26 protein-coding genes are annotated in these 25,939 nt (G+C 42.1%); 10 read left to right on the forward strand and 16 right to left on the reverse strand.

Translation table 11 applies throughout. The features are described from left to right. The first annotated feature begins 1 nt into the window (after nt 1). Entirely contained in the window at nt 2-3,247 is a 3,246-nt protein-coding gene (locus DUL71_RS02355; protein ID WP_114936554.1) for an efflux RND transporter permease subunit, read from the forward strand. Continuing rightward, nucleotides 3,240-4,367: an efflux RND transporter periplasmic adaptor subunit gene (locus DUL71_RS02360; RefSeq protein ID WP_208645464.1), complete on the forward strand. Its 1,128-nt coding sequence runs from the start codon at nt 3,240-3,242 to the stop codon at nt 4,365-4,367. The genes DUL71_RS02355 and DUL71_RS02360 overlap by 8 nt, the downstream gene beginning before the upstream one ends. A gap of 210 nt (nt 4,368-4,577) precedes the next feature. Here the strand turns inward: DUL71_RS02360 and DUL71_RS02365 are convergent, their stop codons facing one another. The 7 genes from DUL71_RS02365 to rpsA all read right to left on the reverse strand — a co-directional run bounded on the left by DUL71_RS02365 (nt 4,578) and on the right by rpsA (nt 11,455). After that, nucleotides 4,578-6,008: a serine hydrolase domain-containing protein gene (locus tag DUL71_RS02365; protein ID WP_114936556.1), complete on the reverse strand. Its 1,431-nt coding sequence runs from the start codon at nt 6,006-6,008 to the stop codon at nt 4,578-4,580. A 104-nt stretch (nt 6,009-6,112) separates the two neighbouring features. Further along, a complete protein-coding gene (locus DUL71_RS02370) occupies nt 6,113-6,655 on the reverse strand; it encodes a hypothetical protein (protein ID WP_114936557.1) in 543 nt (180 codons plus the stop codon). A 16-nt stretch (nt 6,656-6,671) separates the two neighbouring features. After that, nucleotides 6,672-7,604: an aspartate carbamoyltransferase catalytic subunit gene (locus DUL71_RS02375; RefSeq protein WP_091163068.1), complete on the reverse strand. Its 933-nt coding sequence runs from the start codon at nt 7,602-7,604 to the stop codon at nt 6,672-6,674. 166 nt (nt 7,605-7,770) lie between these two features. Continuing rightward, nucleotides 7,771-8,055 (reverse strand): four helix bundle protein, encoded by a 285-nt coding sequence (locus tag DUL71_RS02380; RefSeq protein WP_244228684.1) that lies wholly within the window; start codon nt 8,053-8,055, stop codon nt 7,771-7,773. Between the two features lie 67 nt (nt 8,056-8,122). Beyond that, nucleotides 8,123-8,662, reverse strand: coding sequence for a bifunctional pyr operon transcriptional regulator/uracil phosphoribosyltransferase PyrR (pyrR, locus tag DUL71_RS02385; protein WP_114936558.1), 540 nt, complete (start codon nt 8,660-8,662; stop codon nt 8,123-8,125). Between the two features lie 247 nt (nt 8,663-8,909). Further along, nucleotides 8,910-9,305, reverse strand: coding sequence for an ACT domain-containing protein (locus DUL71_RS02390; protein WP_114936559.1), 396 nt, complete (start codon nt 9,303-9,305; stop codon nt 8,910-8,912). A 185-nt stretch (nt 9,306-9,490) separates the two neighbouring features. Next, entirely contained in the window at nt 9,491-11,455 is a 1,965-nt protein-coding gene (gene rpsA / locus DUL71_RS02395; protein ID WP_114936560.1) for a 30S ribosomal protein S1, read from the reverse strand. Between the two features lie 228 nt (nt 11,456-11,683). On the opposite strand from rpsA, the gene DUL71_RS02400 reads away from it, so the two are divergent. Next, nucleotides 11,684-11,974: a hypothetical protein gene (locus DUL71_RS02400; protein WP_114936561.1), complete on the forward strand. Its 291-nt coding sequence runs from the start codon at nt 11,684-11,686 to the stop codon at nt 11,972-11,974. A gap of 12 nt (nt 11,975-11,986) precedes the next feature. Here the strand turns inward: DUL71_RS02400 and DUL71_RS02405 are convergent, their stop codons facing one another. Then, on the reverse strand, nt 11,987-12,652 hold the full coding sequence (locus tag DUL71_RS02405; protein WP_114936562.1) for a hypothetical protein: 666 nt from the start codon (nt 12,650-12,652) through the stop codon (nt 11,987-11,989). Nucleotides 12,653-12,813: 161 nt separating this feature from the next. Here DUL71_RS02405 and tyrS point away from each other — a divergent pair, with 161 nt between their 5' ends. The 3 genes from tyrS to DUL71_RS02420 all read left to right on the forward strand — a co-directional run bounded on the left by tyrS (nt 12,814) and on the right by DUL71_RS02420 (nt 15,202). After that, nucleotides 12,814-14,097: a tyrosine--tRNA ligase gene (tyrS, locus tag DUL71_RS02410; RefSeq protein WP_114936563.1), complete on the forward strand. Its 1,284-nt coding sequence runs from the start codon at nt 12,814-12,816 to the stop codon at nt 14,095-14,097. Nucleotides 14,098-14,255: 158 nt separating this feature from the next. After that, nucleotides 14,256-14,750 carry a type II RES/Xre toxin-antitoxin system antitoxin gene (gene parS / locus DUL71_RS02415; protein WP_114937450.1) on the forward strand — a complete coding sequence of 165 codons (495 nt, stop codon included), beginning with the start codon at nt 14,256-14,258 and terminating at the stop codon, nt 14,748-14,750. Then, the gene (locus tag DUL71_RS02420) at nt 14,750-15,202 is read left to right on the forward strand and encodes an RES family NAD+ phosphorylase (protein ID WP_114936564.1); all 453 of its coding nucleotides are present in this window, start codon (nt 14,750-14,752) and stop codon (nt 15,200-15,202) included. The genes parS and DUL71_RS02420 overlap by 1 nt, the downstream gene beginning before the upstream one ends. 129 nt (nt 15,203-15,331) lie before the next feature. Here DUL71_RS02420 and DUL71_RS02425 read toward each other — a convergent pair whose 3' ends face one another. Both DUL71_RS02425 and DUL71_RS02430 read right to left on the reverse strand, forming a co-directional pair. Beyond that, on the reverse strand, nt 15,332-16,045 hold the full coding sequence (locus DUL71_RS02425) for a PH domain-containing protein (protein WP_114936565.1): 714 nt from the start codon (nt 16,043-16,045) through the stop codon (nt 15,332-15,334). Nucleotides 16,046-16,192: 147 nt separating this feature from the next. Continuing rightward, a complete protein-coding gene (locus DUL71_RS02430) occupies nt 16,193-17,179 on the reverse strand; it encodes a LuxE/PaaK family acyltransferase (RefSeq protein ID WP_114936566.1) in 987 nt (328 codons plus the stop codon). A gap of 272 nt (nt 17,180-17,451) precedes the next feature. Between DUL71_RS02430 and DUL71_RS02435 the strand changes: the two genes are divergently transcribed. Together DUL71_RS02435 and DUL71_RS02440 are read left to right on the forward strand one after the other, a co-directional pair. Then, nucleotides 17,452-17,931 carry a DUF1203 domain-containing protein gene (locus DUL71_RS02435; RefSeq protein WP_114936567.1) on the forward strand — a complete coding sequence of 160 codons (480 nt, stop codon included), beginning with the start codon at nt 17,452-17,454 and terminating at the stop codon, nt 17,929-17,931. 97 nt (nt 17,932-18,028) lie between these two features. Continuing rightward, nucleotides 18,029-18,709 carry a lipid-binding SYLF domain-containing protein gene (locus DUL71_RS02440; RefSeq protein ID WP_190295119.1) on the forward strand — a complete coding sequence of 227 codons (681 nt, stop codon included), beginning with the start codon at nt 18,029-18,031 and terminating at the stop codon, nt 18,707-18,709. A 57-nt stretch (nt 18,710-18,766) separates the two neighbouring features. Here DUL71_RS02440 and DUL71_RS02445 read toward each other — a convergent pair whose 3' ends face one another. The 4 genes from DUL71_RS02445 to DUL71_RS02460 all read right to left on the reverse strand — a co-directional run bounded on the left by DUL71_RS02445 (nt 18,767) and on the right by DUL71_RS02460 (nt 22,724). Then, nucleotides 18,767-19,105, reverse strand: a complete 339-nt coding sequence (locus DUL71_RS02445; RefSeq protein ID WP_112567480.1) for a hypothetical protein — start codon at nt 19,103-19,105, stop codon at nt 18,767-18,769. 7 nt (nt 19,106-19,112) lie between these two features. After that, nucleotides 19,113-21,548, reverse strand: coding sequence for a penicillin acylase family protein (locus tag DUL71_RS02450; RefSeq protein ID WP_114936568.1), 2,436 nt, complete (start codon nt 21,546-21,548; stop codon nt 19,113-19,115). A gap of 30 nt (nt 21,549-21,578) precedes the next feature. Next, nucleotides 21,579-22,157, reverse strand: coding sequence for a thermonuclease family protein (locus DUL71_RS02455; RefSeq protein ID WP_114936569.1), 579 nt, complete (start codon nt 22,155-22,157; stop codon nt 21,579-21,581). A gap of 216 nt (nt 22,158-22,373) precedes the next feature. Beyond that, complete coding sequence (locus DUL71_RS02460; RefSeq protein ID WP_114936570.1) at nt 22,374-22,724, reverse strand: VOC family protein; 351 nt, start codon at nt 22,722-22,724, stop codon at nt 22,374-22,376. A 175-nt stretch (nt 22,725-22,899) separates the two neighbouring features. Here DUL71_RS02460 and DUL71_RS02465 point away from each other — a divergent pair, with 175 nt between their 5' ends. Together DUL71_RS02465 and DUL71_RS02470 are read left to right on the forward strand one after the other, a co-directional pair. Further along, nucleotides 22,900-24,051, forward strand: coding sequence for a DUF3095 domain-containing protein (locus tag DUL71_RS02465; protein ID WP_114936571.1), 1,152 nt, complete (start codon nt 22,900-22,902; stop codon nt 24,049-24,051). A 77-nt stretch (nt 24,052-24,128) separates the two neighbouring features. Then, complete coding sequence (locus DUL71_RS02470) at nt 24,129-24,389, forward strand: (2Fe-2S) ferredoxin domain-containing protein (protein WP_114936572.1); 261 nt, start codon at nt 24,129-24,131, stop codon at nt 24,387-24,389. A gap of 238 nt (nt 24,390-24,627) precedes the next feature. Here DUL71_RS02470 and DUL71_RS02475 read toward each other — a convergent pair whose 3' ends face one another. Next, on the reverse strand, nt 24,628-25,158 hold the full coding sequence (locus DUL71_RS02475; RefSeq protein WP_114936573.1) for a ferritin: 531 nt from the start codon (nt 25,156-25,158) through the stop codon (nt 24,628-24,630). Nucleotides 25,159-25,289: 131 nt separating this feature from the next. Further along, nucleotides 25,290-25,649, reverse strand: a complete 360-nt coding sequence (locus tag DUL71_RS02480; RefSeq protein ID WP_112567494.1) for a hypothetical protein — start codon at nt 25,647-25,649, stop codon at nt 25,290-25,292. Nucleotides 25,650-25,939: the final 290 nt, after the last annotated feature.

Below are 25,939 nucleotides of genomic sequence, written 5' to 3' on the forward strand. Positions count from 1 at the left end.
AATGGGAATGATAAAAGGGGCGCTGCAGAAACCAATTACCATATTGGTTTTAGTAGCCGGGCTGTTCTTCTTCGGTATAAATGCGGTGCGGACTATCAAGATCGATATATTTCCCGATCTTAACCTGCCGGTTATATATGTATCGCACCCATACGGCGGTTTTACCCCAAACCAAATGGAGGCTTACTTTGGTAAGCAATATGTTAACCTGTTGCTTTTCGTATCGGGCGTAAAAAGTATCGAAACGAAAAATATTCAGGGTTTAACGTTAATTAAAGTTACTTTTTACGAGGGCACTAATATGGCCCAAGCCGCGGCGGAGGTCACGGCGTATACCAACAGGGCCCAGGCCAGCTTCCCGCAGGGGTCGCAGCCGCCCTTCATTTTGCGCTTTGATGCCTCAACATTGCCAGTTGGTCAGCTGGTGTTGAGCAGCGCCACCCGGAGCAATAACGAATTGCTCGATTATGCTTTGGTTTATGTACGTTCGTCATTTACCTCAATTCCGGGCCTTGTTGCTCCGGCGCCTTTTGGGGGTAACCAACGTACCATCCTGATCAAAGCAGACCCTAACCTGCTACGCTCGCACAACTTAACGCCCGACCAGATCGTGGCCGCCCTGCGCGAGAATAACCAGAACACGCCTGCAGGTAACGTTCGTATCGGCGATTATAACTACCTGTCGCCGGCTAACACTACCATTAAAAAGGTTCAGGATTTTGGAGATATCCCACTTTATAAAAACGGCATTCAAACCGTGTTTATGAAAGATGTGGCTACTATTGAAGATGGTGCCGATATCACCAACGGTTACGCGCTTATCAACGGCAAACGGTCAGTTTATCTGCCTATCACCAAATCGGCTACTGCTTCAACATGGGAGGTGGTGCAAAACTTAAAAAAAGCGCTTCCCCGCTTCCAGGCTTTGCTACCAGAGGATGTGAAACTGTCGTTCGTGTTTGACCAGTCGGTTTACGTAATCAACGCGGTAAAAAGTTTGGCCGAAGAAGGCGCGATAGGTGCTGTATTGACAGGTTTGATGGTATTGTTGTTTTTGGGTGATAAACGCGGCGCGCTTATCGTGATCCTCACCATCCCTACCTGTGTTATCTCCGCAATCTTCTTCCTGTCACTGGCGCATCAAACCATCAATATCATGACGCTGAGCGGTCTGTCGCTGGCTATCGGTATCTTGGTGGATGAATCGACGGTAACTATCGAGAATATTCACCAGCACTTTGATATGGGTAAACCTAAAGCATTAGCTATATGGGATGCCTGTAAGGAGATCGCTTTCCCTAAATTGCTGATCCTGTTCTGTATCCTGGCGGTGTTTGCACCAGCCTTTACCATGAACGGTATCCCGGGAGCGTTGTTCCTGCCGCTGGCGCTTGCTATCGGTTTCTCCATGATCGTATCTTACTTCCTGGCACAAACCTTTGTACCTATCATGGCCAACTGGATCATGGTTAATAAACACGAAGATCATAGCCACAAAGATGGTTTCGCTTTAGAAGATGAAGGTGAGCCATGGGAGCAGAAAGAGAGGGCTATGAAGGCTGTGCTTGAGCACAAAGGTCATAAAGTGACCAAGTTTGATAAATTCAGGGATAGCTTTATGCGCCTGATGGACCGCATGTTGCCTAAACGCGCATTGATCGTATCAATATATGGAATAGCTGCAATTGCCCTTGCTGTATTACTGCTTAATACTATCGGTCGTGACGTATTGCCTAAGGTAAATTCCGGAACCTTCCAGGTAAGGCTGCGTGCACCGGATGGTACCCGTTTAGAGCGTACCGAGCTTGTAGCGGTTAAAGCACAACATATTTTAGGTGATATTGTAGGTAAGAATAATATTGACATTACATCTACCTTTGTCGGTTCGCACCCGTCATCATTCTCAACCAACCCGATATACCTGTTCATGGCCGGTCCGCAGGAGTCAGTTATGCAAGTGAGTTTGAAAGAGGATTATAAGGTTAATCTTGATGATCTGAAAGAGAAATTCAGGTATCAGATGGCTAAACAATTGCCGGATATTAAATTATCGTTTGAGCCTATTGAGCTAACCGACAAGATCCTGAGCCAGGGTTCGCCAACACCTATTGAGGTTGCGCTTACCGGTAAAAACAAAAAGCAAAACGTTGAGTACGCGTTTAAGATCATTGAAAAGCTAAAAAGCATCAAATACCTGCGTGATATACAAATAGGACAATCATTTAACTATCCTACTATCGATATCAATATCGACAGGCAGCGTGCAGCGCAGTTAGGCGTAGGTTTAAATGATATTTCACGTTCATTGATCGCGTCAACATCATCATCAAGGTTTACCGAAAAGAATAACTGGATAGATGAGAAATCGAACCTAAGCTATCTTGTACAGGTACAGGTTCCGGAATATCAAATGGCCAGCCTGAACGATGTGAAAGAGATCCCGGTACTGGCAAACCAGGCACGCCCGGTACTTGGCGATGTTGCTGATGTTAAAACAGGTACAACCTTTGGTGAAGATGATAACGTAGGTGCTGTACCAACGCTCTCGGTAACTGCCAACATCAACAAAAAGGACCTTGGTACCGCCACCCGCGATGTACAGAAAGCCCTTGATGAATTGGGAGCTCCTCCGCGTGGTCTGACAGTTGAATTGCACGGTTTGAGCCAAACCTTAATAGCTACGCTTGATAGCTTACAGGGCGGTTTAGTTGTGGCTGTATTGGTGATATTCCTCATGCTGGCAGCCAACTTCCAGTCGTTCAAAATATCATTTGTGGTACTTTCGACTGTACCTGCGGTATTGTTTGGTTCGTTGTTGCTGGTTAAAATAACAGGTGCTACGCTCAACCTGCAATCATACATGGGTATGATCATGTCGGTGGGGGTATCTATATCAAACGCGGTATTATTGATCACCAACGCCGAGGAGCTTCGCAAACACAATGGCGATGCGCTAAAAGCAGCACGTGAAGCAGTAGCATTGCGTTTACGCCCAATTTTGATGACCAGTTTGGCAATGGTTGTAGGTATGATCCCTATGGCATCGGGCTTAGGTGAAGGTGGTGATCAAACATCACCATTGGGTCGCGCCGTTATTGGCGGCCTTATCGCTTCAACCTTTGCAGCGCTGTTGATATTGCCATTGGTTTTTGCCTGGGTACAAGGTAATGCCAGCACCCAATCTGTTTCATTAGACCCAGAAGATAAAGAAAGTAAATTTTATGTCCCTTTGCACCATCATGAATAAGCTAAAAAATAAATCAATATTACTGCTTGCTGTTTTAGCTATGGCAGTAAGCTCCCTGAGCGCCTGCCACTCAGATGATAACGAAAAAAAGGAGCAGCAGGAAGAGGAACAACAGCAGGCAGCTGTTGAAACCCCAACCGTACAATTAGTACCGGTAACTAAAGGCAGGTTAAGCAGCGTCATCACTATTCCGGGCGAGCTGATCCCTTACCAACAGGTTGACCTGTATGCCAAAACCAATAGCTACGTTAAAAAGCTTTTGGTTGATATTGGGTCAGAAGTTAAACAGGGTCAGCTATTGGCTGTGCTTGAAGCGCCGGAAATTAATTCGCAATTGGCATCGGCCCAATCACGTATTAAGCAATATGAGGCTGTTTACTTTGCCAGTAAAGCTACTTACGACAGGTTGGTAAGCACCAGCAAAACTCCGGGTACGGTTTCTCAAAACGATTTGGAACAGGCCGAAGCTAAAAAGAATGCCGATCAGGCTAACGTTGATGCCGCTAAATCTGGCTTGAAAGAAGTATCAGCTAATCTGGCTTACCTGGAGATCCGCGCGCCATTTGATGGCGTGATCACCAGCCGTAACGTTAACCTGGGCGCCTATGTTGGTCCGGGTGGTAAAACTACTGATCCGTTGTTTACCGTACAGGATCAAAACAGGATGCGTTTAGTTGTTTCAGTACCGGAAATTTATACCGGCGCGCTAAGCAACAAAAGCGAAGTTAATTTTACTGTAAGGGCATTGCCAAGCGAAAAGTTTACCGCGCAGGTAAAACGTATAGCTGGGGCGCTTGATGAAAAATTACGCGCAGAACGCCTGGAGATGGACGTTTACAACAAAAATAAAAAACTGATTCCGCATATGTTTGCCGAAGTGAGTGTACCACTACCTAATGGCGACAGCACTTACGTTGTACCGAAATCAGCGGTAGCAACTTCAACCGAAAAGGTTTTTGTTATTAAGGTTGTTGACCACAAAGCTGTTTGGGTTGATGTTAAAAAAGGCCTTACCAATGGCGATAGCGTCGAAATCTTCGGTGGCGACCTGAAAGCTGATGATAAACTGGTAAAATCAGCATCAGATGAGATCAGAAACGGATCGACCCTGAAATATTAATAATTTGAAAATAGGTTGATTTGAATCAGCCTTATGGATAGTGCGAAGGGAAAAACAGAAGCCCGAAAGCTGAAAAGCTTTCGGGCTTCTGTTTTTATAAAAACTATGTCATTGCGAGGAGAAACGACGAAGCAATCTCGTAGCTATCGAGGTCGGGCATGCATTGGCTACGAGATTGCCAGGCTTAGCTCGCAATAGCATGGTTTTATACTATTTACTTTCCGCCTGCAACTTCTTAATGATCCCGGTGCCCACAGCATCCGTACTTTCAGCGGCATTTGATAGTACAACCACTGCCAGTTTCTTATCGGCATTAAAAGCTAAGAAACTGCTACTGCCGTAAGTGCCACCATTGTGAAAAATGTACTCTACGCCGTCAACTAAAATGATGTGCCAGCCGAGGGCTATTTTCGCGTCCTTGCTGTAGGTGAGTTGATGTGTAAGCTCAAAAGCCTTTGATAGCTTGTCTGTGCCATTTGCCGTGTTAGCTTTTGCGTATATCAGCAAATCGTTTATTGTTGAATGGAGGGCTCCGCAAGCAGCAAGAGCGTCAAAATCCCAGGCAACTGTAGCATCGCCATACTGGCTGTATACTTTGGTAAAATGGGGGAGTTGCAAAGCGCTTAAATGCTGTACAGTATTTTTCATACCTAAAGGCGAGCAAATTACTTCCTGAACCATTTGATCAAATGTTTTGCCGCTTACCTGTGATAATATCGTTCCTAATAAACCTACCCCTAAGTTGGAATATGCGTATTGTTCGCCTGGCTTGCTATTGAGTTTACACATTTTCAGATAGCTGTATAATAGTCGCTTATTATAACTTTTATAAGGATTTGCCGCACTGGTCGAGTCAAACTGAAGGTTTTCGGGGATGCGCGCCAAACCGGATGTATGGTTACTTAAAGTTTGCAATGTTACGGCGTTTAACGCGGAATTGGTTTTTACCGAATCGGGCAAATACTTTGTAATAGGATCGGTTAGTTTCACTTTACCTTCGTTAACATAGTAGGCCAGGAGAGTAGCTGTAAATGTTTTGGTAATGGAGCCAATCTCAAAGAGTGTATTAACAGTTGGGAGTTGATTATTGCCGCGTGCTGTTTCGCCATAATTATAAGTGCTGATCTGCCCATCTTTGAATACGCCTATACTTAAGCCTACAGTATTAGCTTTTTGAATGTAAGGGCGTGCAATTTCATCAACCTGTTTATCTGTTACAGTAAGCAATTTGTTTGATGTCGGCATTTGTACGGTCTTATCGGCAGTGATGTCTTTGTAGGGTTGAAACAGGAAAAGCTCTATCTTATTACTTGCATCAAGGCTCATAAGCAGCTGTAATGTCACCGATTGAAATACCAGTTTGTACGTGCTTACTTTGTTATTAACAAAGCTGATCACGCTTGAACCCTTGATTGCATTCAATGGAAACAATTGTTGCTCGGAAAGACTGCGGAATTGTCCGGCACTCACGGCATGCCTGAAATTTGTTCCGGTTAAGTTATAAATGGAGTCGGCCTGTTTGGCGTTGAAAAACTTTTTTACCAACACAAACACCGAATCGGTTTTAAACTGCTGATGGCTTTGGGCAAAGGTTATGCCCGGGATAAATAAAAGTAAGATAAAACAGAACCTGAGTTTCATAGAAGGTTATTAGTGTTATACGTAGCATCATTTGGCCTTTAGACATAAGCTTTAAGGTTGGAAATAAGGATTCGCCTTAAGACCCGCGACTCAAAACTATTGACTTATATATCCTGATAATCTTTGGCGAAATAGTTATCGGCCAAAGGATCGGTCAAGCGCACAAAACGTTTTTCGTTGTATTTCCATTTCATGCGGAATATGATAACGGCAATACCAGCACCAATTATATAATTATAACCAATAAATGCAAACATATCGCCGGGTTCGGAAAGCAGCGCATGAAGATCAGTCTTGCCGCTTAATTTAAACCATATGATACTTGTGATTAATGATAAAGCCAAACCGAAGATAAAGCCACCATCGATAATGCAGTAATTCCACATGCCACGTTTACGCGAGTGCTCCCACTTTTTTACAAAACTGATGTTATCGATATCCTCTTCGGTAAGTCCACGGGCTTTGAGTTTTTCGGCTTGAGTTAGTTTGTACTGATAACGGTAATAGCCCTGTACAAACGAGAACGGGAAAAATAAAAGGAAGATAAGATTGTTGTTGTCATAAAAATACAACGCCGCAATAACGGCAAGATAAACCAGTTCGGTTTTATAAGTATGTTTCAGATATGTTTTAAAATTGAATTTCATACCTGAAACATGCTGCTTATATGGTTGGTGTTTGACCGGCCAACAGGTAAAGTACTGCCATACGTACGGCAACACCGTTTTCTACCTGATCCAAAATGATGGATTGTTTGCTGTCGGCTACATCGCTGGTGATCTCCACACCACGGTTGATAGGACCGGGGTGCATTACCGTGATCTCTTTATCTAATGAATCGAGTATGGTTTTATTGAGACCGAAAAGCATAGTGTACTCCCTTAGTGAAGGGAAATATTTAATGTCCTGACGTTCCAGCTGAATGCGGAGCATATTGGCCACATCGCACCAGTTAAGGGCTTTAATGAGGTTGTGCTCAACTTTTACACCCAATGAACCAATATATTTAGGGATCAATGTAGTTGGTCCGCAAACCATTACTTCGGCACCAAGTTGTTTAAGGCACAGAATGTTTGAAAGCGCTACGCGTGAATGCAGGATATCACCCACAATCACCACTTTTTTACCTGCTACATCACCGTACTTTTCACGGATAGAGAAAGCATCAAGCAGGGCTTGGGTAGGATGCTCATGTGCACCATCACCAGCGTTTACGATCTGCGCTTTTACATGTTTTGAAAGAAAGATTCCCGCACCGGCATAAGGGTGACGCATCACTACCATATCAACTTTCATGGCCAGGATGTTGTTTACCGTGTCAATGAGTGTCTCGCCTTTACTTACAGATGATGATGAGGCCGCGAAGTTGATCACATCTGCCGAAAGCCTTTTTTCGGCCAGTTCAAATGATAAACGGGTACGGGTTGAGTTTTCAAAGAAGATATTGGCAATGGTAACATCCCGCAATGACGGCACTTTCTTGATCGGTCGGTTTAAAACAGATTTAAAAGTATCGGCAGTTTCAAATATCAGCTCAATATCTGCCCGGTTCAAATCTTTTATACCCAATAAGTGTCGTGTGCTCAGTCCTGCCATGTTATTTTGATTTCGGATTTCGGATGTTCGATTTCGGATTTTTTATTTTTTGATTTTCGAATGCCGATTTTTTATTTTTTAATTTCTTATTTGCTTATTCGTTGCTTTTCCTTGGCAGTTTTACCAATTGCAGTGAATATAGCGGTAAGTTCATTAGCTTCTTTTTTTAGTTGAGGTAAATAATTGAACTTATCAAGCCCGATTCTTCCATTAATTCTAACCAGTAAACCGATTCATCGGCTTCCTCCTCAACTATTATAATTTTATTTATAAAATCGGCGGTTGATTTTCCTCTGCATGCCGATCTGTAATTTGCACCTATTGAAGTGGAACTTCTTAGTAACTGATGTGATAATATATCAAGAGAACGCTTTCGCGGAAGCTCCTCGACAAACTTGATAACGTCTATCGAGAATTTTTTTGTTCGCTGTTTTAATTCTACTTTATCCATTATTAGATTATCAAATCGAAAAATTCTAAATTAAATAAATCCGAAATCTAACATCCGAATTCCGAAATCATTCTGATACCAGAACTATCTTGTCCTCTCCATCAGTATCTTTCCAGCTTACCACCACTTTTTGCGACGCGATAGAATCAACCTCAATGCCTACATAATCGGCAGATACCGGGATGTGACGTGAATAGCGGCGATCAACCAATGCTAAAAGCTCTACCTTTTCCGGGCGACCGAATGCCTGCAAAGCATCCATTGCAGCGCGGATGGTGCGGCCTGTCCAGAGTACATCATCCATCATGATCACCTTTTTACCTTCAATAATAAAATCTATTTTAGTTTGATTAGGAAGCAGTTGTGATTCACGGCGACGGAAATCATCGCGATAAAAGGTGATGTCAAGATCACCTTGCAGTATGGTTTTATCCGGAAGGATTTTTCTTAGTTCTTCGGCAACGCGTTTAGCCAGGTAAATGCCACGTGGCTGGATACCAATTAATACTGTATTTGAAAAGTCGTTATGATTTTCAATTAACTGGCGACATAAACGTTGTATGGTGATTTGAAACTTTTGTCCGTCGAGCAGTGTTAGATTTTGCATCGTATGGGTGGATTTGGGCAAAAGTAATAATTTGTTTTGAGTTTTGGAGGATGAGTTTTGAATAGGGGGCGAGTTTACCTTTTTGTTGTTCTGAATGGGAAAAGGATCTGTAAAGGTGAGATGACATCTACTCTTATTGTCACGCTGAGGAACGAAGCATCTTCTTTACCTTGCATAACGGCTTTGCATATTGAAGAAGATTCTTCGCTGTCGCTCAGAATGATATTTTTTTATTGTGTGAATAAAACTATTCCGATAACTTCTTCAATGCTTCCATTGCTCTTTCCGCATCTTTTTTCGCTACAAAAATATGATCATGATAATAAGCTGCTACAACATTGCAGCTTATATTTTCCTGGGCCAGCGCGGTTGCGAACGCGGCTGTAAGTCCAGTTGCCTCCAGCGATGAATGAATGGTTAAGGTGATCCAGGCGGCAATGTATGTGTATGCTAAATTTAGCTTATCCGCAGTTTCTTTTTTAAGGATCAGGGTAAACGCTTCCTTCTCTTTAAAAAAGGCTATAATATTATCGGTGTTAATGTTGCTCAATGAAGACGTTGTACAATAAACATAATCACCCTCATGAAGCACAGGTGTCATGTTTTTGAGTAGGGTGTTGAGGTTGGTTTCTCCGGTGGCCATTGGGCAAAGATAAATGAAAAGATGACTTGAATATTTTTAAAAGGATGTCATTGCGAGCGAAGCACGAGATTGCTTCGTCGTTCCTCCTCGCAATGACATTTTTTTCTTTTGTACACCGTATAAAACTCAACAAAAAAGCCCCTCTGGATAACCAGAGAGGCTTATGTAAAGCGGTTAAGCTAAAATTATGCTTCTTCTTCAGAGCTGTTAGCGGCTGGAGCTTTGCGTGCTTTGTTTTCAGCACCTTCCATTTGCTCTTTTAATTGAGCTAATACGCTAAGATCACCTAAAGTTGATTTTTCAACCGAATCTTTCACTTTTTTCACCGCGTTAGTAGCAGCTTTTGCTTCTTTTTTACGGGCTTCAAATTCTTGTACACGAGCATCAGCACGAGCTTCTTCCCAGATACGTGAGTGTGAAATAACGATACGTTTGTTTTCTTTGTTAAATTCGATGATTTTGAATTCAGCAGCTTCTTCAGCTTTTAAGCTCTTACCGTCTTCTTTAACCAGGTGTTTGGTTGGCGCGAAGCCTTCAACACCGTAAGGTAAAGCTACGATAGCACCTTTGTCGGTTACTTTGATAACGGTACCTTCATGGATCGAGTCGATAGTGAAGATAGTTTCAAAAGTATCCCAAGGGTTTTCTTCAAGCTGTTTGTGGCCTAAGCTCAGTTTACGGTTTTCAACATCAAGTTCAAGTACAACCACATTTAATTTTTCACCAACTTTAGTGAATTCGTTAGGGTGGTTAACTTTTTTAGACCAAGAAAGGTCAGAGATGTGGATCAAGCCGTCGATGCCGTCTTCCAGTTCAACAAACACACCAAAGTTGGTCATGTTTTTAACTGTAGCTACGTGCTGAGTACCAACTGCGTACCTTTCAGCAGCGTTTTGCCATGGATCAGGAGTTAATTGTTTAACACCTAATGACATTTTACGCTCTTCGCGGTCTAAAGTCAATACTTGAGCTTCGATCTCGTCACCAACTTTCAGGAACTCCTGAGGGTTGCGCAGGTTTTGTGACCATGACATTTCTGATACGTGGATCAAGCCTTCAACACCAGGGATGATTTCAAGGAATGCGCCGTAATCAGCAACGGTAACGATTTTACCTTTAACTTTTGAACCAACCTGAATATCTTCAGAAAGGCTTTGCCAAGGGTGAGGGGTTAATTGTTTTAAGCCCAGAGCAATACGTTTTTTCTCGTCATCAAAGTCAAGAACAACAACGTTGATCTTTTGATCCAATGCCAAAATTTCGCGTGGGTGCTCAATACGGCCCCATGAAATATCTGTAATGTGCAGTAAGCCGTCAACACCACCAAGGTCAATGAATACACCAAAGTCGGTAATGTTTTTAACTGTACCTTCCAATACCTGACCTTTTTCAAGGCGGGCAACAATTTCAGTTTTTTGGTTTTCCAGATCGTCTTCGATAAGCACTTTGTGCGATACCACAACGTTCTTGAATTCGTGGTTGATTTTAACAACTTTGAATTCCATAGTTTTACCTACATACACATCGTAATCCCTGATAGGTTTGATATCGATCTGTGAGCCAGGTAAGAAGGCTTCAACGCCCATAATGTCAACAATTAAACCACCTTTAGTACGGCTCTTAACAAAACCGGTGATGATCTCATCATTATCAAGGGCTGAATTAATGCGCTCCCATGATTTTTGAGTTTTTGCGCGTTTACGTGAAAGTACTAACTGACCGTTAGCATCTTCCTGCGACTCAACAAAAACGTCAACTTTGTCACCGATCTTAAGATCTGGTGTGTCACGGAATTCTGATACTGATACTAAACCGTCTGATTTGAAACCTACGTTAAGTACAACATCTTTGTTGTTAACGTTAACAACAGTACCGGTGATGATTTCGCCTTTGGTGATAGAGCTGAAAGTTCCATCATACAATTTTTCAAATTTCTCACGGTCGTCATCGCTGTAGTTACCAAATTTTTTGTCGTCAGCATCCCAGTCGAAATCTTCGCTTGGTGTAGCTGCAATTTTTGATTTGATCTCTTCGATAGATATTGAATCAGCTTCTGATTCAATTGTTTCTTTTTCGCCAGCCGCTTTAACTGCACCCAGTTCAGCTTCTTTCGCTTTTAATTCTTTTTCTGCTTCTTGTTTTTTTGCCATTAAATAATTTTTCTCCTTTTCCCAATTTGTTAATTGGGACTGCAAAGGTACGGATATATTTTATTGAAAAAAGAAATTTTTTAATGTTAATTGCTTATATTTTAGGTGCTTTTATAAGTTTTTTAGGAGATTAGGCGGACACAGGTTAACGTAAGAGGGGATTTTACGTTGAGTAAACCATTTGATAATATGTTTTGCGCCGCTATTGGTGCTATAAATTAATGAGTTATGACTAAGTATTTGCAAAGGGCATGGTCTGATTACGAAGACGATATTGACATGGAAGATGTGCGGAAAGCTATTGCTCAGATACAATCAATGGATGGCGAACATGGCGCATTTTGGGTTGGAACGGAAGAGGAAGACTATGTTTTGGAGATAGATAAATCACTAAAGATGATCTGTATCGTAAATGATCAGGGAATAAAATACCAGGCTAAAAGTTGGAAGGAAGTTGAGGATATTTACGAATTGCTTTTAAAAGAGGACTTTTCGAACCTTATTAATGCCCTTAGTTGATAAGTGCGACTGTTATCCGAGCTTGCCATCTATCTCTTCAAAAATCTGCATAAAATCATTCAGCATTTCCTCCCGGTAGTTGCTTAATATTTCATCCATGATCACCTCCTGCTCAGGTGTGAAGGGATTTTTCCATACGCGCATGCAGATCCTTTTAAGCGCATAAGCTATTTGGTGGGTTTCGGCGTATGTATGCAGGTATTGGCTTTTTTTAAAGCCTTCGTAAAACTTGAAGAAAACGGCGGTATCCTCAAGCCCGGCAAAAGTTAAAAAACTCTTTATTTTATCGTCTTTGCACCCGTCTAAATGATCATAAAACTGCGCGACACTTATTTTGCCTGTTGTTAGCAGTAAATTATCAATAATTAACTCCAGAGCAATGTGCCCTAAAAAGAAAGGTTTAACCGGTGATCCAATTAAGGCCGGAGCCAGCAGCTTTTTAAGTTCATGCGAACGTGTGGTAAAAAAATCAGATGAGTGAAAATACCGGTCTACATCCAGATGTTTGTTCCATCCAGCTATGATGGAATTAACCTCGGTATCAGTATGGTGTAGTTTCTCGGGGTGAAGGATAATGTTTTTATCGGCATTTTTCAACAAGTCGGGCAGCACTGTTCCCAGCACGTGGTAATAGTTGGTAGTATCCCTGTCGAAATAAAAATGCGATAAAAAATTCATAAGCCTTGCCCTGCAAAATACCCGGTTTTGCTCAAGATACAAAATATAAGTAATTATTTGAAACAGATTTTACCTGTAGTTAACCTTTGGTTAGTTGACAAACACTGGCTATCCACCCAATTATTCTTTTATATTTGCACCTTTTTGAAACTGAACTTGATATGAACTTTGTTGAAGAATTACGCTGGCGCGGCATGCTGCATACCGAAATGCCCGGAACCGAGGAGATGTTAAATAAAGGTATGGCTTCGGGATATATTGGGTTTGATCCAACTGCCGATTCATTGCATGTTGGTCACCTTACCCAGATCATGACCCTGATCCATTTTCAGCGCGCAGGCCATAAACCTTATGCCCTGGTTGGCGGTGCTACCGGTATGGTGGGTGATCCGTCAGGTAAATCGGCCGAGCGTAATTTATTATCAGAGGATGTGTTGCAGCATAACCTGGAGGCGGTAAAAAAACAGCTTACCCGTTTTCTTGATTTTAACACCGGCGCTAACAGTGCCGAAATGGTTAACAATTACGATTGGTTCAAAAACTTTACTTTTCTTGACTTTATCCGCGATGTGGGCAAACACATTACAGTTAACTATATGATGGCTAAAGATTCGGTGAAGAAACGTTTGGAGGGCGACACCGGTATGTCGTTCACCGAGTTTACTTACCAGTTGGTGCAAGGCTACGATTTTTACTACTTGTGGAAACATCATAACTGCTCGTTGCAAATGGGCGGTAGCGACCAGTGGGGTAACATCGTTACAGGTACTGAATTTATCCGTCGTAAAGATAGCGGCGAAGCTTTTGCCTTAACTACCAACCTGATCAAAAAGGCAGATGGTACCAAGTTTGGCAAAACCGAAAGCGGCGCTGTTTGGCTTGATGCCGAACGTACCTCACCATACCAGTTTTACCAGTTTTGGTTAAACACTACCGATGTTGACGCTAAATCATACATCCGCATTTTTACACTGCTTGATCGCGAGGTTATTGAGGCGATGGAAGTGGAGCATGATGCCGCGCCACATACCCGTATACTGCAAAAAGCATTGGCTAAGGATATCACCATCCGTGTGCATGGCGAAGCTGAATATGAAAAGGCGATAAAATCATCTGAGTTTTTATTTGGTAATGTTGGCATCGAGTTTTTAAATGAATTGAGTGAAAACGAAGTGTTGGGCTTGTTTGCGGGCGTGCCTAACTATACCGTAGCTTTAAGCGAACTGGAAGAGGGTATTAATGCCGCCGATCTGTTAGCTGCTAAAACAGCGGTTTTTGCATCAAAAGGTGAAGCTAAAAAGATGATACAAGGTGGTGGCGTTGCTATCAACAAAGTTAAAATAGGTACCGTCGACGATGTTTATAACACTGAAGTTTTGATTGGTGGAAAATTCATCGTAGCACAAAAAGGTAAAAAGAATTATTTCCTGATAGTTGCAGAGTAATTTTAGCCATCAAGTTATTTGATAAATTGTCATTAGTCATTTTGGCGATAGCTTTTGACCGATAATCGAATGAACAAAAAAGGCGATGGAAATTTTCCATTGCCTTTTTTGTTGTGCAGTATTTGTAAATACGACAAATGGTAATTATATTTGTATATATGTCGTATAAATCAAAGCCGGATGCAAAAAATGAGGTAAATGAACCAATGGCGGCTTATGCTGTTCAGGGGGCAATGCCTGCATTTTATAGTTTATTGAATGGTTCAAAATCTGTAAAAGCATCTTCTGATTTTGATATCATTGGTTTGGCACGTAAAGGTTTCGCTAAAAGCGCGTTACTTTCCTTCGCCAAAAAAATCTCTTTAAATATCCAGGAGCTTGCTAATATATTGCATATTTCCGAGCGTACCTTACAACGCTATGAGGATGATGCCATTATCAAAACAGAATATGCCGAAAAGGCTATTGAACTTGCGCGGCTTTATACCCGCGGTGAAGAGGTTTTTGAATCGATGGATAAATTTAAGATCTGGATTAAAACACCATCTGTTGTTTTCAGGGGCGAAGCGCCTGTAACTATCCTTGATACATCTGCCGGCTTTGATATGGTTTTTAAAGAGCTCGGTCGTATAGAGCACGGTATTTTTGCCTGATGATACTTTACCGTATTAGCAAATGCAATTACGCTGCGGACCTAAGTGGCACTGGTGCGCGTCTGTATGGTGGCCGCTGGAACAGCGAGGGCAAGCCGATGCTTTACCTCGCCTCGTCGCGGTCATTGGCGGTACTTGAAGTACTGGTACATTTAGATCCGCTGACAATCCCGGGTAATTATTGCCTTACCGAAATTGAAGTACCTGATGTTGAAATAGTAACTGTTGAAATTGAACAATTACCTACAGACTGGCGCGATATTTCCGGTCCTGTGGTTTTGCGTCAACTTGGTGATGCCTTTCTCAAAAAGCAGAAATATTTATTAATGAAAGTGCCTTCGTCAATAGTACCGGCAGAATACAACTACCTGCTCAATCCCCTGCATCCTGATGCTTTAACAGTAAAGCTTTTAAAAAGAGAGCCTTTCAGTTTTGACAGGAGACTTCTTTAGTTTTGTCATTGAATCATTTGATGAATCGTCATTAAGTCATTTTTTGCAAAAGTTTTTGAGCAATGACCTAATGACAAAAAAGCGATGGATGCTAATCCATCGCTTTTTTAATAATGACCCAATGACAAATTATAGGTCGCTAAGCAAGTCCAGTTTCTTGGCGTTATATTCTTCCTGTGAGATAAGGCCGTTATCGAACAATGTTTTTAGCTTTTTCAACTTTTCGGTAAGCTCATCTGGTTTTGCTGCCGGCGCTGGTGGCGGTGTTTCCTGTACAACAGGTGCAGGCGCTGCTGGAGGCGGAGCAACCGGAGCAGCAGGTGCCGCGTAGCCGTTAGGTTGAGAAAAAGGTTGTGGTGACGCTGGCGGTACAAATGCACGTGCAGCAGGTGAACTCTCAAACTGTACAGCGCCTGATTCGGCACGCTTTTGTTCGAGCTCGCGCTGGCGGCGGGCTTCGCGTTCAATCTCTTTACGTTCCTGGGCATATTGATAAAGTTTACGTCCCTGAATTTTAGGAAGGTAATCAACCGCCATTTCGCCACCTCCGGTGGTCTTTACGCTGAATACCGCACCAATGATCTCTTCTTTGGTGTGTACGTCAACAATATCTTTCCAAACAAAATCAACAAACTTGATGGATAAACCCAGGTTTGCCGGGGTGAAAAACAATACACGTTTGTTGGTTATAGCTATACAGTCGGGAAAAAGGTTAACCAGCGGCTTTTTCTGAACGGCTATGTAAATAATTTCCTCGCCGGTTGATAGCAGATCAACAAGACGTGAATAAACCTTTTCAACTGCTTTAGGATCCTGTTCCTCTGTTAAAAATTTCTCAATCATGTTTTTAGCAATTATGATGCGCGCAAAAATAACAATTATACCTGTGAAAGAGTCAAGAATCAAGTGTTAAGAATCAAGAAAAAAGATGAAGTCCTATATAATGGCATCTTGCCTCTTGATTCATGACTTCCTGATTCTCAAATATTACTAAGCGATCAGCAAATTGCAGCCTCGGATATCCGACTGATCAAACCTGCCTAATACCTCAAAAGAGCCATCAGCATAAATCCGGCCTAAATCCTGTGTGGCAATAAACGCGCAAGAATTGATATTGGCCAGATCTATAACGCTGATACCGCCTGTTTTACCTGTTTGTAACGTGCTAAGTGGATCATTAGTATCCCGGATGATGATCTTCATCCAGGGCGGGCAGTTAAAAATACCATCGCCTTTAGAGTAGGCTTGCGATAATAATTCGGTCATCCCGTATTCGGAATGAATATGTTTTAACCCAAATCCTTTGCCTAAAATATCATGCAATTCCTCGCGGATCATTTCTTTGCGCCTGCCTTTCATTCCGCCTGTTTCCATTACCACAAGCTCTGGAAAGTTTATCTGGTAGTTTTCAATAAAATCAAGCAAACCGAAAGTTACACCTATCAAAAGTGTAGGCTTCCCGGCCGCTTGTTGTTTTTTAAGCTGATGAAACAATTCATCGTGATTGTATAGAAAGAAGCCGCTATCGGGATTGTTTGATTGTTTAATCAGATCGTCGACCATGTAAATGAGCGATGAACCTTCGCGCTCCAGGTAAGATGGGAGCAGGGCTAAAACTGTGTAATCTTTAATATCGCCATAAAAAATAGTAAATGCTTTACGAAAACTATCCTCGTACCAGGACGTATCTGTTACCCGGTGACTGCTGGTGATCATACCTGTAGTACCCGAACTGGTAAAGGTAACCTCAATGGGCTCATCAGTACTTAATATGGTATGCGATTTAAAAAACTCGATAGGTAAAAAAGGGATTTGCCCATATGAGGTAATGGATGCCGGATCAATTTTTAACCCTTCAATAAACTGCCTGTAAACCGGGTTATGCCTTGCCTGGTAATTGAAAACCTGCAACGCTGTATCGTTAAATTGCTCTTCGGTACTGATAGAAAATACCTGCTGTTTACCGGGTTTGTTCATTGGGGGCAAAGATAAGGAAAACCGAGAGTTGAACCATGATTCGCTTGATTATAGGATTTACATGATAGCAGGGTGAACTGTGAATCGCTTGATTGTGGGATTTACATGATGTTGGATGGACCATAATTTATTTGATACAGAAATGACAAGATATCAGGATAATCCTCCAATCCTATAAATCATGGTTCAAAATCAAGGTTCAAAACACCGCAAGTTTCGGGTTGAATGGCCTCGTTTACCGCCCGACCTTTGATTTATCAAAAACAATAATCATGAACACATTTAAAATTGTACCATTATCCAAATCATTTGCCCAAAGAATAAGAACCACCATGACTGACGATTTTGGAGGCGAAGTAGTTGAGCAATTGGCAACCGGGCTTGGGCCTTGCCGGGTTTCGCTTAAGCCTTTTGAACGTAATGTTGATAAACGACTGTTACTAAAACATTCGCCGTTTGAAATGGAAAACGCCTATAACCAACCAGGACCGGTTTTTATCAATGCCAATGATGTTGAAGAATACAGTGATATCTATTGCTTTCCGCCCGAGATTAAAGCTAATAAAAAGAGCTTTCCGCTATCACTTATCGGTTACAGCAAGGCTCAACAAATGGTTTTAAGCCAACTTGTTGGCGATGCCGATGTGGATGAACTGATAGCCGAAATATTTGCCGAAAATAAGAACGTAGAATATTTGCATGCCAGAAATGCCCAGGCATGCTGTTTTATATGCAAAATTGAGCGTGTTTGACTTTGAGATTACATAAAATTAAAAAACAAGTACGTGTTTTGGGGGTTAGTTAAGTATAGAAGCAGACAACAATTAATTATATTAATCATCCATCCCCATGAAAACATTAAAATTTTTGAGGCTACCGGTTTTGTTAGGCCTCTTTTTTGTAATGATATCGGCAAAGCCGGCCGATGACGACAGCAAGCAAACGGAGCGTATTCATAACGCATCAAATGTGCTTAAAGAGTTTGCCAAAATGAAAGAAAGTATTCCGCACCAGTTGCTGGAACAATACGAAGGTATTGTGATCATTCCAAAGATGATTAACGCAGGTTTTGGTATAGGCGGCAAACGCGGAAAAGGTGTAGCTATGGTGAAACTGGGCAACGGTAAATGGAGCGATCCAGTGTTTATCACCCTTACAGGCGGTAGCTTTGGTTTGCAGATCGGTGTACAATCGGTAGACCTGGTATTGGTGTTCCGTGATAAGGGCGTGTTAACTAAGGTTAAAAACGGCGATTTCACCATCGGTGGTGATATTTCGGCAGCTGCTGGTCCGGTTGGTCGCAGTTCAACCGCAAGTACCGATTATAAACTACAGGCTGAGGTGTATTCTTATTCGCGCAGCAAAGGCTTATTTGCAGGTATAAGCATCAATGGTTCAAACCTTGGTATCGATAAGGATTCGAACGCCGCTTACTATGGAGCAAAAGCAACATCGCAGGATATTTTTGCCCAGGCAACCAGCACTACCGAAGCAGTTAAAACATTAAAGGAAACTTTAGCTTCATTTTAATAAATAAAATAATATTGAATAAAAAATGCCCGGCGTTTTCCGCCGGGCATTTTTTATTCAATGCTTTTGAAAGGCTCGTTTGAGCAGCAGTCCTGATAATGCAGACATTCCGCCGACCAATCCGCCTAAAATTCCGGTTATTGCAAGTATAAAGCCCCAACCCGGCAAGTGAAACAAATGAGCTATCCTTGTAGCCATGATATGATCATTAGGAATGCTTTTAAAAAGTGCCAGTACTATCCATACAATTAAAACCGCTACAAATGCCTGCCAAAAGGAGCTTTTTGCGGTAGTGCCAATAAAAAGGGCTGTTAAAAATGATATGATGGCAATTATCCACCAGGGTAAAAAATATCCGCTGGCAAACGAAAGTATAAGTATAATGAGGAATAACATGTTGCTATTATTTATCGGTTAATGTATATATTGATTTAATACGGGGCGATTGTTCACTGGCCGATTGCATGAAAAGAAGTTCTTTTAACTGTCCTTCATTCCAGGTTTTAAACATATCGTTATAAAAGAAACTACCCGGATTGCCCGATTCTCCGCCCGGGAAAATGCCGTAGCCTTTTACTTTTGGCCCCATTTGTACCACCATGCGCCATGACGGGCCGTGGCCATCATTTAGAGCATTGACTGTTGTGCCCGTGCCGCCAGATTCAAAATTACCCGAACCAAAAGCAGGCTGACGTAGCAGACTGGCTACTTCCATTTTTTTAAATTTCCCCCATTGCCAGTCTGGCCCTGGTTTACCACATTTGTCCACAATTTCTTTTACAGCTGCTTCAAACGCTTTATTAACTATGTCTGCCGCATTTTCCTTTGCCGGTGTGCGGATATCGTCAAACCATTTGGAATCGGGCTCTTTTAACAATAAGCGTTCGGTACGGTCCATCGACGGGAAGTTATTTTGCATGTTTTTATCGGCAAAATCATCGGCCCAGATGGCGGTATATAGCTGCGACCACCAATTGCCAAATACGGTGGCTCCAATTGAATTGGCCGAAACATTTTTGTCCCATTTGGTAATCTCATGATAAGCTATAATTTGAGTGGCATCAAGTGTTTTAGGGTTGATATATTTCAACAGCGTTGGTAAAATGTCCTGAGCGCGGATGCTGTATACATCAGTTTGCAGGATCCGCATGCTATCAACAGTGGCTTTAGTCATAGCGGTAAGCCTGTCGTTAATACGTTTACCGCGTTCATACGAGGCAAACGACCAATCGATGTAATAAGGGTAGCTTGGGTCTGTTGATGACTGATTGGCCGAGCTCACAAATCCTCTCGGCGGGTTTTTAACAGTTGGGTCCTGCTCAAATGGGATCCAGCCATGCCAATCGTCGGCAGGGTCGGTTCCATCTAAAATAAATTTGCCCTGGTCTTTATATTTAAGCGGGTACTTACCGTTAGGCGTAATGGCTATATCATCTTTACTGGCAAAAACAAAATTTGATGCCGGGGCGCTGAAAAAGGTGAGCGCTTTACGATAATCATCATAGTTTTTACCCGTATTAAGCAGGTACATGGCCATCAATTCGTTTGATGGTTCGTGAGCTATCCATCGCAGTGAATGCCCTGTCGGAACAAAATCAGGGCCATCTGCTTTTTGAGCATCGTTTTGATATACTACGGGGCCATGGTGGGTATAAACCACGGTATCATAAATCGGCTTTTTACCTAATACCTCAATTTTTTCGATACGACGGGTGGTTTTATTCCATTTGTTGTTATACCAGTACTCATCCATTTTGGTATCCCTGAATTTTTCCTGGTACCAGTCCAGTACATCGGCGTCAACGTTGGTAATGCCCCAGCTGATATTATTATTAAAACCCAGGATAACACAAGGTGCTCCCGGTAGCGATACGCCATAAACATTCATGCCCGGCGCCGAAAGCTGGATTTGGTACCAGATAGAAGGAAGCGTGAGGTTAAGATGCGGATCATTAGCCAGGATAGGATAGCCGCTTGCGGTTTTACTGCCGGCAACGGCCCAGTTGTTACTGCCTATGCCTTCAACGCGGGGTTTGGTATTGCTGCTATCCGTCATGTTGGCCAGGAAATTGGCCGATGGCTTAGGGATGGTGAGCGGTTTAAAATAATCCCATTTTGTGCCTACCGGGATGATGGGATCTTCGTGCATTGGATAGTCTGGGAAGAGATCATTGGTAGTGGTTGGGCCAAATTTGCGCAGGATATTGGTCATGGCAAATTCGTTTGAACCTCCGGCTAATGTTTCAGACATTAGCTTTAGTAAAAAAGCACAGTTTATGGGTTTCCATTCTTCAGGGGCATAGTTGAGTAACTTAAACTCTATTGGATAATCACGTGGGCTTAACTGGTGGATATAACTGTTGATACCATCGGTATAAGCCAGGATCATATTCCGGACTGTAGGATCGGCCATCATGGCTTTTATGGTTTTTTCTGCACCGTAAACCATGCCCATGCGGCGGTGGTACCGGTCAATATCCAGCACTTTGGGGCCAATAACTTCGGCCAGCCTGCCGGCTGCCTGCCGGGTTTGGATGTCCATTTGCCAAAGGCGATCGGTAGCGGTCATGTAGCCTTGGGCAAAGTACAGATCGTGTTCGTTTTCGGCAAAAATGTGTGGGATATGGTTTTCATCAAACTTGATGGTAACCTTGCCTTGCAAGCCTTTAAGTTTTAAATCGAGCTTAGGCAAAATGTGTTTGCTTTCGGCATTTTGCCAAAAGCCATCTGCCGGGCTCAGGAATTTACCCAAAGGAGGAACAGTGCCAATTTTTGATTGCAGTGCCCAGATCAGGGCGAGCGTTATGGAAATGGATATGAATGCCTTAGTGAATTTCATTGTTGTTGATATGCCCCTAAAGTTAACTATTTAGGCTGCATATTCAAGCTTTGGCTTACGCTTGTGGTAATGTTTTTTAGGCTTGGGAGTTTGAAGCGAATCTGCTTTGGGTTGTCTCTTTTCCCGGCGGAAATCCCAGGGTGGGGTAGGGCTGGCATCCTGCCATAGGCCCAGTTTGTTTTCGCGGGCCTGCTGTTCTAAAGCAGCAAGTTCCGTGCTTTTGGAATAGGCTTTATAGTGCCAGGCGTAACCGTTTTTTACCAATGCGTAATTTACGTTCGTCCCGTCTGTAAGTACCACCTGGGCAACGGTACGGCCATAGCGGTCATGCTCATTGCCGATAAGCTTTACATCTTTACCAAAGCACAGATCAGAAGTGAATTTTTTAGCTGCCTGTCCAAACGCCTGCGATTTTTCGGGGCAGTCAATCTCGGCAAGCCTTACGGTAACCTGCTGGTTGTCGCTGCTGAGCAAGCCCAATGTATCCCCATCCTTTATCTTCACAACTTTATAAACATCTGCATCGCTTTGTTTGGTGTTGTTTGGGCTACAGCCGGCAATAACGATGATTAAAAGAGCGAATAGTAAGAAGGAGTATTTTTTTAGCATGAGGTAAAAGTGCGGATTTTTTTTCTGAACCAGGATTAAACGGATTAAGTGATTTATTGGATTTACCTGAAAAAAGCGAACTGGAATGAAGAGGTTTTTAGGACTGATGAATTAAGCGATCTGATGGGACAAAGAAGTAGATAAACCGAATGAACGGATTTATCAGATTAGATGAAAAAAATCCAATGAATCCGAAAAATCCCCCAAATCCCGGTTCTACTTCCCATGCAAACTTAACGCGTTACCATCCGGATCTTTGACGGTGGCAAACCTGCCCCAGGGTGTTTTTTCGGCATCGGCCACCTCGAGGCCTTTTGCACGAAGCTCTTCAATTTCTTTATCCAGCTCATCAGTTTTAATTACAAAGCCACGTACGCTCCCTGCGGGCATTTCAGGAAACCAGTTAACAAGTGTAATAGAAACAAGCGAACCGGGGAACGACATCTGGATCCAGGTTTGTTTATCAAAGTTGGCTTCCACTATAGTTTCAAAACCCAATTTAAGATAAAAGTCTTTTGCTGCCTGCTGGTTGGTTACAGGGATAGAAATAATTTCGATAGCTTTCATTTGTTTAGCTGTTGTTTGATGGTTATAAGAGGTAGGATTAACCTTTGTTGAATGTCGAATTTATCTTTGAAATATTATGTCAATTGAAAATATTTTTTCTATCAAAATGGAACTGTTTTTCGTAATTGAACACGATCTTTAAAACATAATTCGCCGGTTTTTTATTTCAGGAGAAATGTCAGTTGCCAATCAAAGCTTTTATTCCGATTTGAAAGTGAACACTATACCACTTAGTGAGCTTTTTATTAAAGACGAGTTATTTTATAACGTGCCTGACGACTGGCATATCATCATCACCGATATTAAAGGAAGTACACTCGCAGTAAGCAACGGGCAGCACGAAAACGTGAACTTTGTGGCCACAGGCAGTATCGTATCCGTGCTTAATATCGCTTTTAAGCATAATATCACTGTGCCGTTCTTTTTTGGTGGTGATGGGGCTACTTTTATTGTTCCGGGGCCTATAGTTAATGATGTAATGAAGGCTCTTGCTTTGTATAAGGATAATGCCCGGAAAAATTTTGATTTTGAACTGCGGACTGGGATTGTGCCCGTTAAAAGGGTTTATGATGAGGGATACAAATTATGTATCAGTAAATACTGCACTTCCGGCAATTTTACAATCCCAATTATCCTCGGCAATGGTTTAAGTTTTGCCGAAAAAATAATTAAAGGAAAAGAAGGCGAATCATTTGATTATATGGCACAGGAGGGAGAACTTGACCTTACTGGTATGCAATGCAGGTGGGACAAGATACCGCCGCCCGAAAATACGGATGAGGTTGTGTCTTTGTTGGTAGTTGCCCTGGATGAAAGCAAGCAGGCAGCAGTTTTCAAAAAAGTGATTGGCTATATCGATGAAATTTATGGCGATCCGGAAATGCGACAGCCTATATCGATTCCCAAGCTGAAACTTAAGTCGACTTTTGACTGGTTGGGACGAGAAATGAAGGTGAAGCTGGGCAACATAAAAGTAATGGAGTTACTCAAAGATTGGGTTATAATGCTTTACGGTTATATTTGGTTCAATACCAAAAAAGGGAAGCACTATTTAAACCGCCTGGTTGAGATGTCGGACACGCTGGTTATCGACGGAAAGATCAATACCGTAATATCCGGAACATCAGCCCAAAGAAAAAAATTACAGGATATTTTAGTACAACTTGAAAATGAAGGTGAGCTGTATTTTGGTTTCCATGTAAGCCGTGAATCAGTAATGTCATGCTACGTGCGCGATCTGGAAGATGGGCATATCCATTTTGTTGATGGAGCCGAAGGTGGATATACTAAGGCTGCCGGCTTTATTAAAAGCAAGCTGGCAGGATAATTAAACTAATGTGGTTTGTAATTGCTTAAAAATCACATAACATATCCTTAACTTTGTGGTAAGTAAAATTTAATCCCATGAGCAAATTTACCATACCTGATAAAGTGCTGTACGTATGTGTAGGCAGTAAATGCGGAAAACGCGGCGGCAAGGATATGTATAAACTGGCCAAATCGTATATCAAGCACCATCACGGTCGCGAAGAATTGGAGGTTATTGAAACCGAATGTACCGACAGATGCAAGTACGCTCCGATATGCAGTATTCAGCCCGGCAATACCTGGTTAAAGGAATATCATCCTAAAGAGGTTCTGAAACTGATGGATCTGATAGATTAAGGGAAACTTAGTTAATTCCCATTTAAAACCATTGTCATCTCGACGAACAGCGCGGAGGCGTGAGCGCAGGATGAGGAGAAATCTTATACGCCCTGCAAATCAATATGCAGGAGGTATAAGATTTCTCACTCGTTCCTCGTATCGAAATGACAATAGCTGATAATAAAAAAGGTCCTTTTGCATTTGCAAAAGGACCTTTTTTATTGAACTCTCTTCTTTAGAGAGGGCAGGGTGAAACTTACGCCTCGCTGTCATATTTTATCTGACCAACATGTTTGTCGATCTGCCACCTGCCGGTACCTTCTTCGCCAATAACTTCGAATAGTTCCAGTGCACGACGGGCTTTGTATTCTTCCTCACGTTGCTCTTTCAGGAACCAGTTCAGGAACTCCATAGTAATAAAGTCCTGCTCTTTCATGCAACGAGCGTAGATATTTTTAATAGAGTTGGTTACGCTGATCTCCTGGTCAAGAGCTTCTTCAAACACTTCACGGAATGAGTTAAACTCCTGTTTAATGCCGGTTACTTCCGGAGATACGGCATTGCCGCCCATATCAAGGATGTATTTATAAAATTTTAGCTGGTGATGGCGTTCTTCATCTGCTTGTTTGAAAAAATATTCAGATGAAAAATCATAACCATTACGGTTGCACCATGAAGCCATGGCTAAATATATTGAAGATGATAGTGCTTCTTTCTTAACTTGCTGATTTAAAAGCGCTTCGATATCTGATGATATCAGGCTTTTTATGCGGAGTAGGTCTTTCATGACTTTATTAAATTAAGCGTTATATGCGTTATTGCGGGAATTATGATGCAATAATAATGCAGTTAAAGCATATTAGTTTAATTTAATGATAATATGAAATTAATCTAAATTATAACGAGAATTGGTCTAAATTACAGTGAGTTACTGAACAGACGGTCATGAATAATATGGTTGAGTTCCAGCATCACAAAAGTACCTTCTAAAAGCTCCTTTAGGTTGATGATCTGAGCCAGTGAAAGCACATAACAATGATCGCAGGCGCAGATGAATATGATCTCAACATCCGGATCGGTAGTAGTGTTAAGCAGTTTTTCTTCAATGTCGATAGCGTAAACTGCTTTGCGCAATTTCAGGAAATTACGGTGATCAAACCTTGCAACTTTACCGGCGAAATCAACATACCAGCAACGCTCCGCATCGCACTGGTAAACTGCACCTGTTTTGGTGCTGAAAACGTCGGTCCATAAAGTTAGTTCGGTGGTCGCAATCATATAACGGATACAAATATTGGTATTATTTGTAATCAATCCAAATAAACATAAAAAAAATTTATTAACAGATTTCGGGAGCTTGGGGTTGTAAGAACTTTAGTTGTAGTTAATTGTCATTGGCCCGCTCAATTGCCGCGGGAAGGCTTTGTTCTTTTTCTTGATAAAAAGAACCAAAAATCAAGTCGGCAGATAGGCTTCTTCGCCGCACCGGCTTTTACCCGCTTGCCTCTCCCTGGCCTTTGCCCTGCAAACCGGGCAGAACCACGGGCTGCAATTATTTTGCCCTGCTT

The organism is Mucilaginibacter endophyticus (assembly GCF_003351025.1).
GTDB lineage: Bacteria > Bacteroidota > Bacteroidia > Sphingobacteriales > Sphingobacteriaceae > Mucilaginibacter > Mucilaginibacter endophyticus.

What these genes read in the sequence shown, in the direction of transcription:
- tyrS (WP_114936563.1), top strand. Translation starts at nt 12,814, where the DNA reads ATGAACTTTGTTGAAGAATTACGCTGGCGCGGCATGCTGCATACCGAA.
- DUL71_RS02430 (WP_114936566.1), bottom strand. Translation starts at nt 17,179, where the DNA reads ATGAACAAACCCGGTAAACAGCAGGTATTTTCTATCAGTACCGAAGAG.
- rpsA (WP_114936560.1), bottom strand. Translation starts at nt 11,455, where the DNA reads ATGGCAAAAAAACAAGAAGCAGAAAAAGAATTAAAAGCGAAAGAAGCT.
- DUL71_RS02480 (WP_112567494.1), bottom strand. Translation starts at nt 25,649, where the DNA reads ATGATTGCGACCACCGAACTAACTTTATGGACCGACGTTTTCAGCACC.
- DUL71_RS02365 (WP_114936556.1), bottom strand. Translation starts at nt 6,008, where the DNA reads ATGAAACTCAGGTTCTGTTTTATCTTACTTTTATTTATCCCGGGCATA.
- DUL71_RS02390 (WP_114936559.1), bottom strand. Translation starts at nt 9,305, where the DNA reads ATGGCCACCGGAGAAACCAACCTCAACACCCTACTCAAAAACATGACA.
- DUL71_RS02465 (WP_114936571.1), top strand. Translation starts at nt 22,900, where the DNA reads ATGTCAGTTGCCAATCAAAGCTTTTATTCCGATTTGAAAGTGAACACT.
- DUL71_RS02435 (WP_114936567.1), top strand. Translation starts at nt 17,452, where the DNA reads ATGAACACATTTAAAATTGTACCATTATCCAAATCATTTGCCCAAAGA.
- DUL71_RS02380 (WP_244228684.1), bottom strand. Translation starts at nt 8,055, where the DNA reads ATGGATAAAGTAGAATTAAAACAGCGAACAAAAAAATTCTCGATAGAC.
- DUL71_RS02450 (WP_114936568.1), bottom strand. Translation starts at nt 21,548, where the DNA reads ATGAAATTCACTAAGGCATTCATATCCATTTCCATAACGCTCGCCCTG.
- DUL71_RS02455 (WP_114936569.1), bottom strand. Translation starts at nt 22,157, where the DNA reads ATGCTAAAAAAATACTCCTTCTTACTATTCGCTCTTTTAATCATCGTT.
- DUL71_RS02360 (WP_208645464.1), top strand. Translation starts at nt 3,240, where the DNA reads ATGAATAAGCTAAAAAATAAATCAATATTACTGCTTGCTGTTTTAGCT.
- DUL71_RS02475 (WP_114936573.1), bottom strand. Translation starts at nt 25,158, where the DNA reads ATGAAAGACCTACTCCGCATAAAAAGCCTGATATCATCAGATATCGAA.
- DUL71_RS02445 (WP_112567480.1), bottom strand. Translation starts at nt 19,105, where the DNA reads ATGTTATTCCTCATTATACTTATACTTTCGTTTGCCAGCGGATATTTT.
- DUL71_RS02405 (WP_114936562.1), bottom strand. Translation starts at nt 12,652, where the DNA reads ATGAATTTTTTATCGCATTTTTATTTCGACAGGGATACTACCAACTAT.
- pyrR (WP_114936558.1), bottom strand. Translation starts at nt 8,662, where the DNA reads ATGCAAAATCTAACACTGCTCGACGGACAAAAGTTTCAAATCACCATA.
- DUL71_RS02440 (WP_190295119.1), top strand. Translation starts at nt 18,029, where the DNA reads ATGAAAACATTAAAATTTTTGAGGCTACCGGTTTTGTTAGGCCTCTTT.
- DUL71_RS02375 (WP_091163068.1), bottom strand. Translation starts at nt 7,604, where the DNA reads ATGGCAGGACTGAGCACACGACACTTATTGGGTATAAAAGATTTGAAC.
- DUL71_RS02400 (WP_114936561.1), top strand. Translation starts at nt 11,684, where the DNA reads ATGACTAAGTATTTGCAAAGGGCATGGTCTGATTACGAAGACGATATT.
- DUL71_RS02420 (WP_114936564.1), top strand. Translation starts at nt 14,750, where the DNA reads ATGATACTTTACCGTATTAGCAAATGCAATTACGCTGCGGACCTAAGT.
- parS (WP_114937450.1), top strand. Translation starts at nt 14,256, where the DNA reads ATGTCGTATAAATCAAAGCCGGATGCAAAAAATGAGGTAAATGAACCA.
- DUL71_RS02425 (WP_114936565.1), bottom strand. Translation starts at nt 16,045, where the DNA reads ATGATTGAGAAATTTTTAACAGAGGAACAGGATCCTAAAGCAGTTGAA.
- DUL71_RS02470 (WP_114936572.1), top strand. Translation starts at nt 24,129, where the DNA reads ATGAGCAAATTTACCATACCTGATAAAGTGCTGTACGTATGTGTAGGC.
- DUL71_RS02460 (WP_114936570.1), bottom strand. Translation starts at nt 22,724, where the DNA reads ATGAAAGCTATCGAAATTATTTCTATCCCTGTAACCAACCAGCAGGCA.
- DUL71_RS02370 (WP_114936557.1), bottom strand. Translation starts at nt 6,655, where the DNA reads ATGAAATTCAATTTTAAAACATATCTGAAACATACTTATAAAACCGAA.
- DUL71_RS02355 (WP_114936554.1), top strand. Translation starts at nt 2, where the DNA reads ATGGGAATGATAAAAGGGGCGCTGCAGAAACCAATTACCATATTGGTT.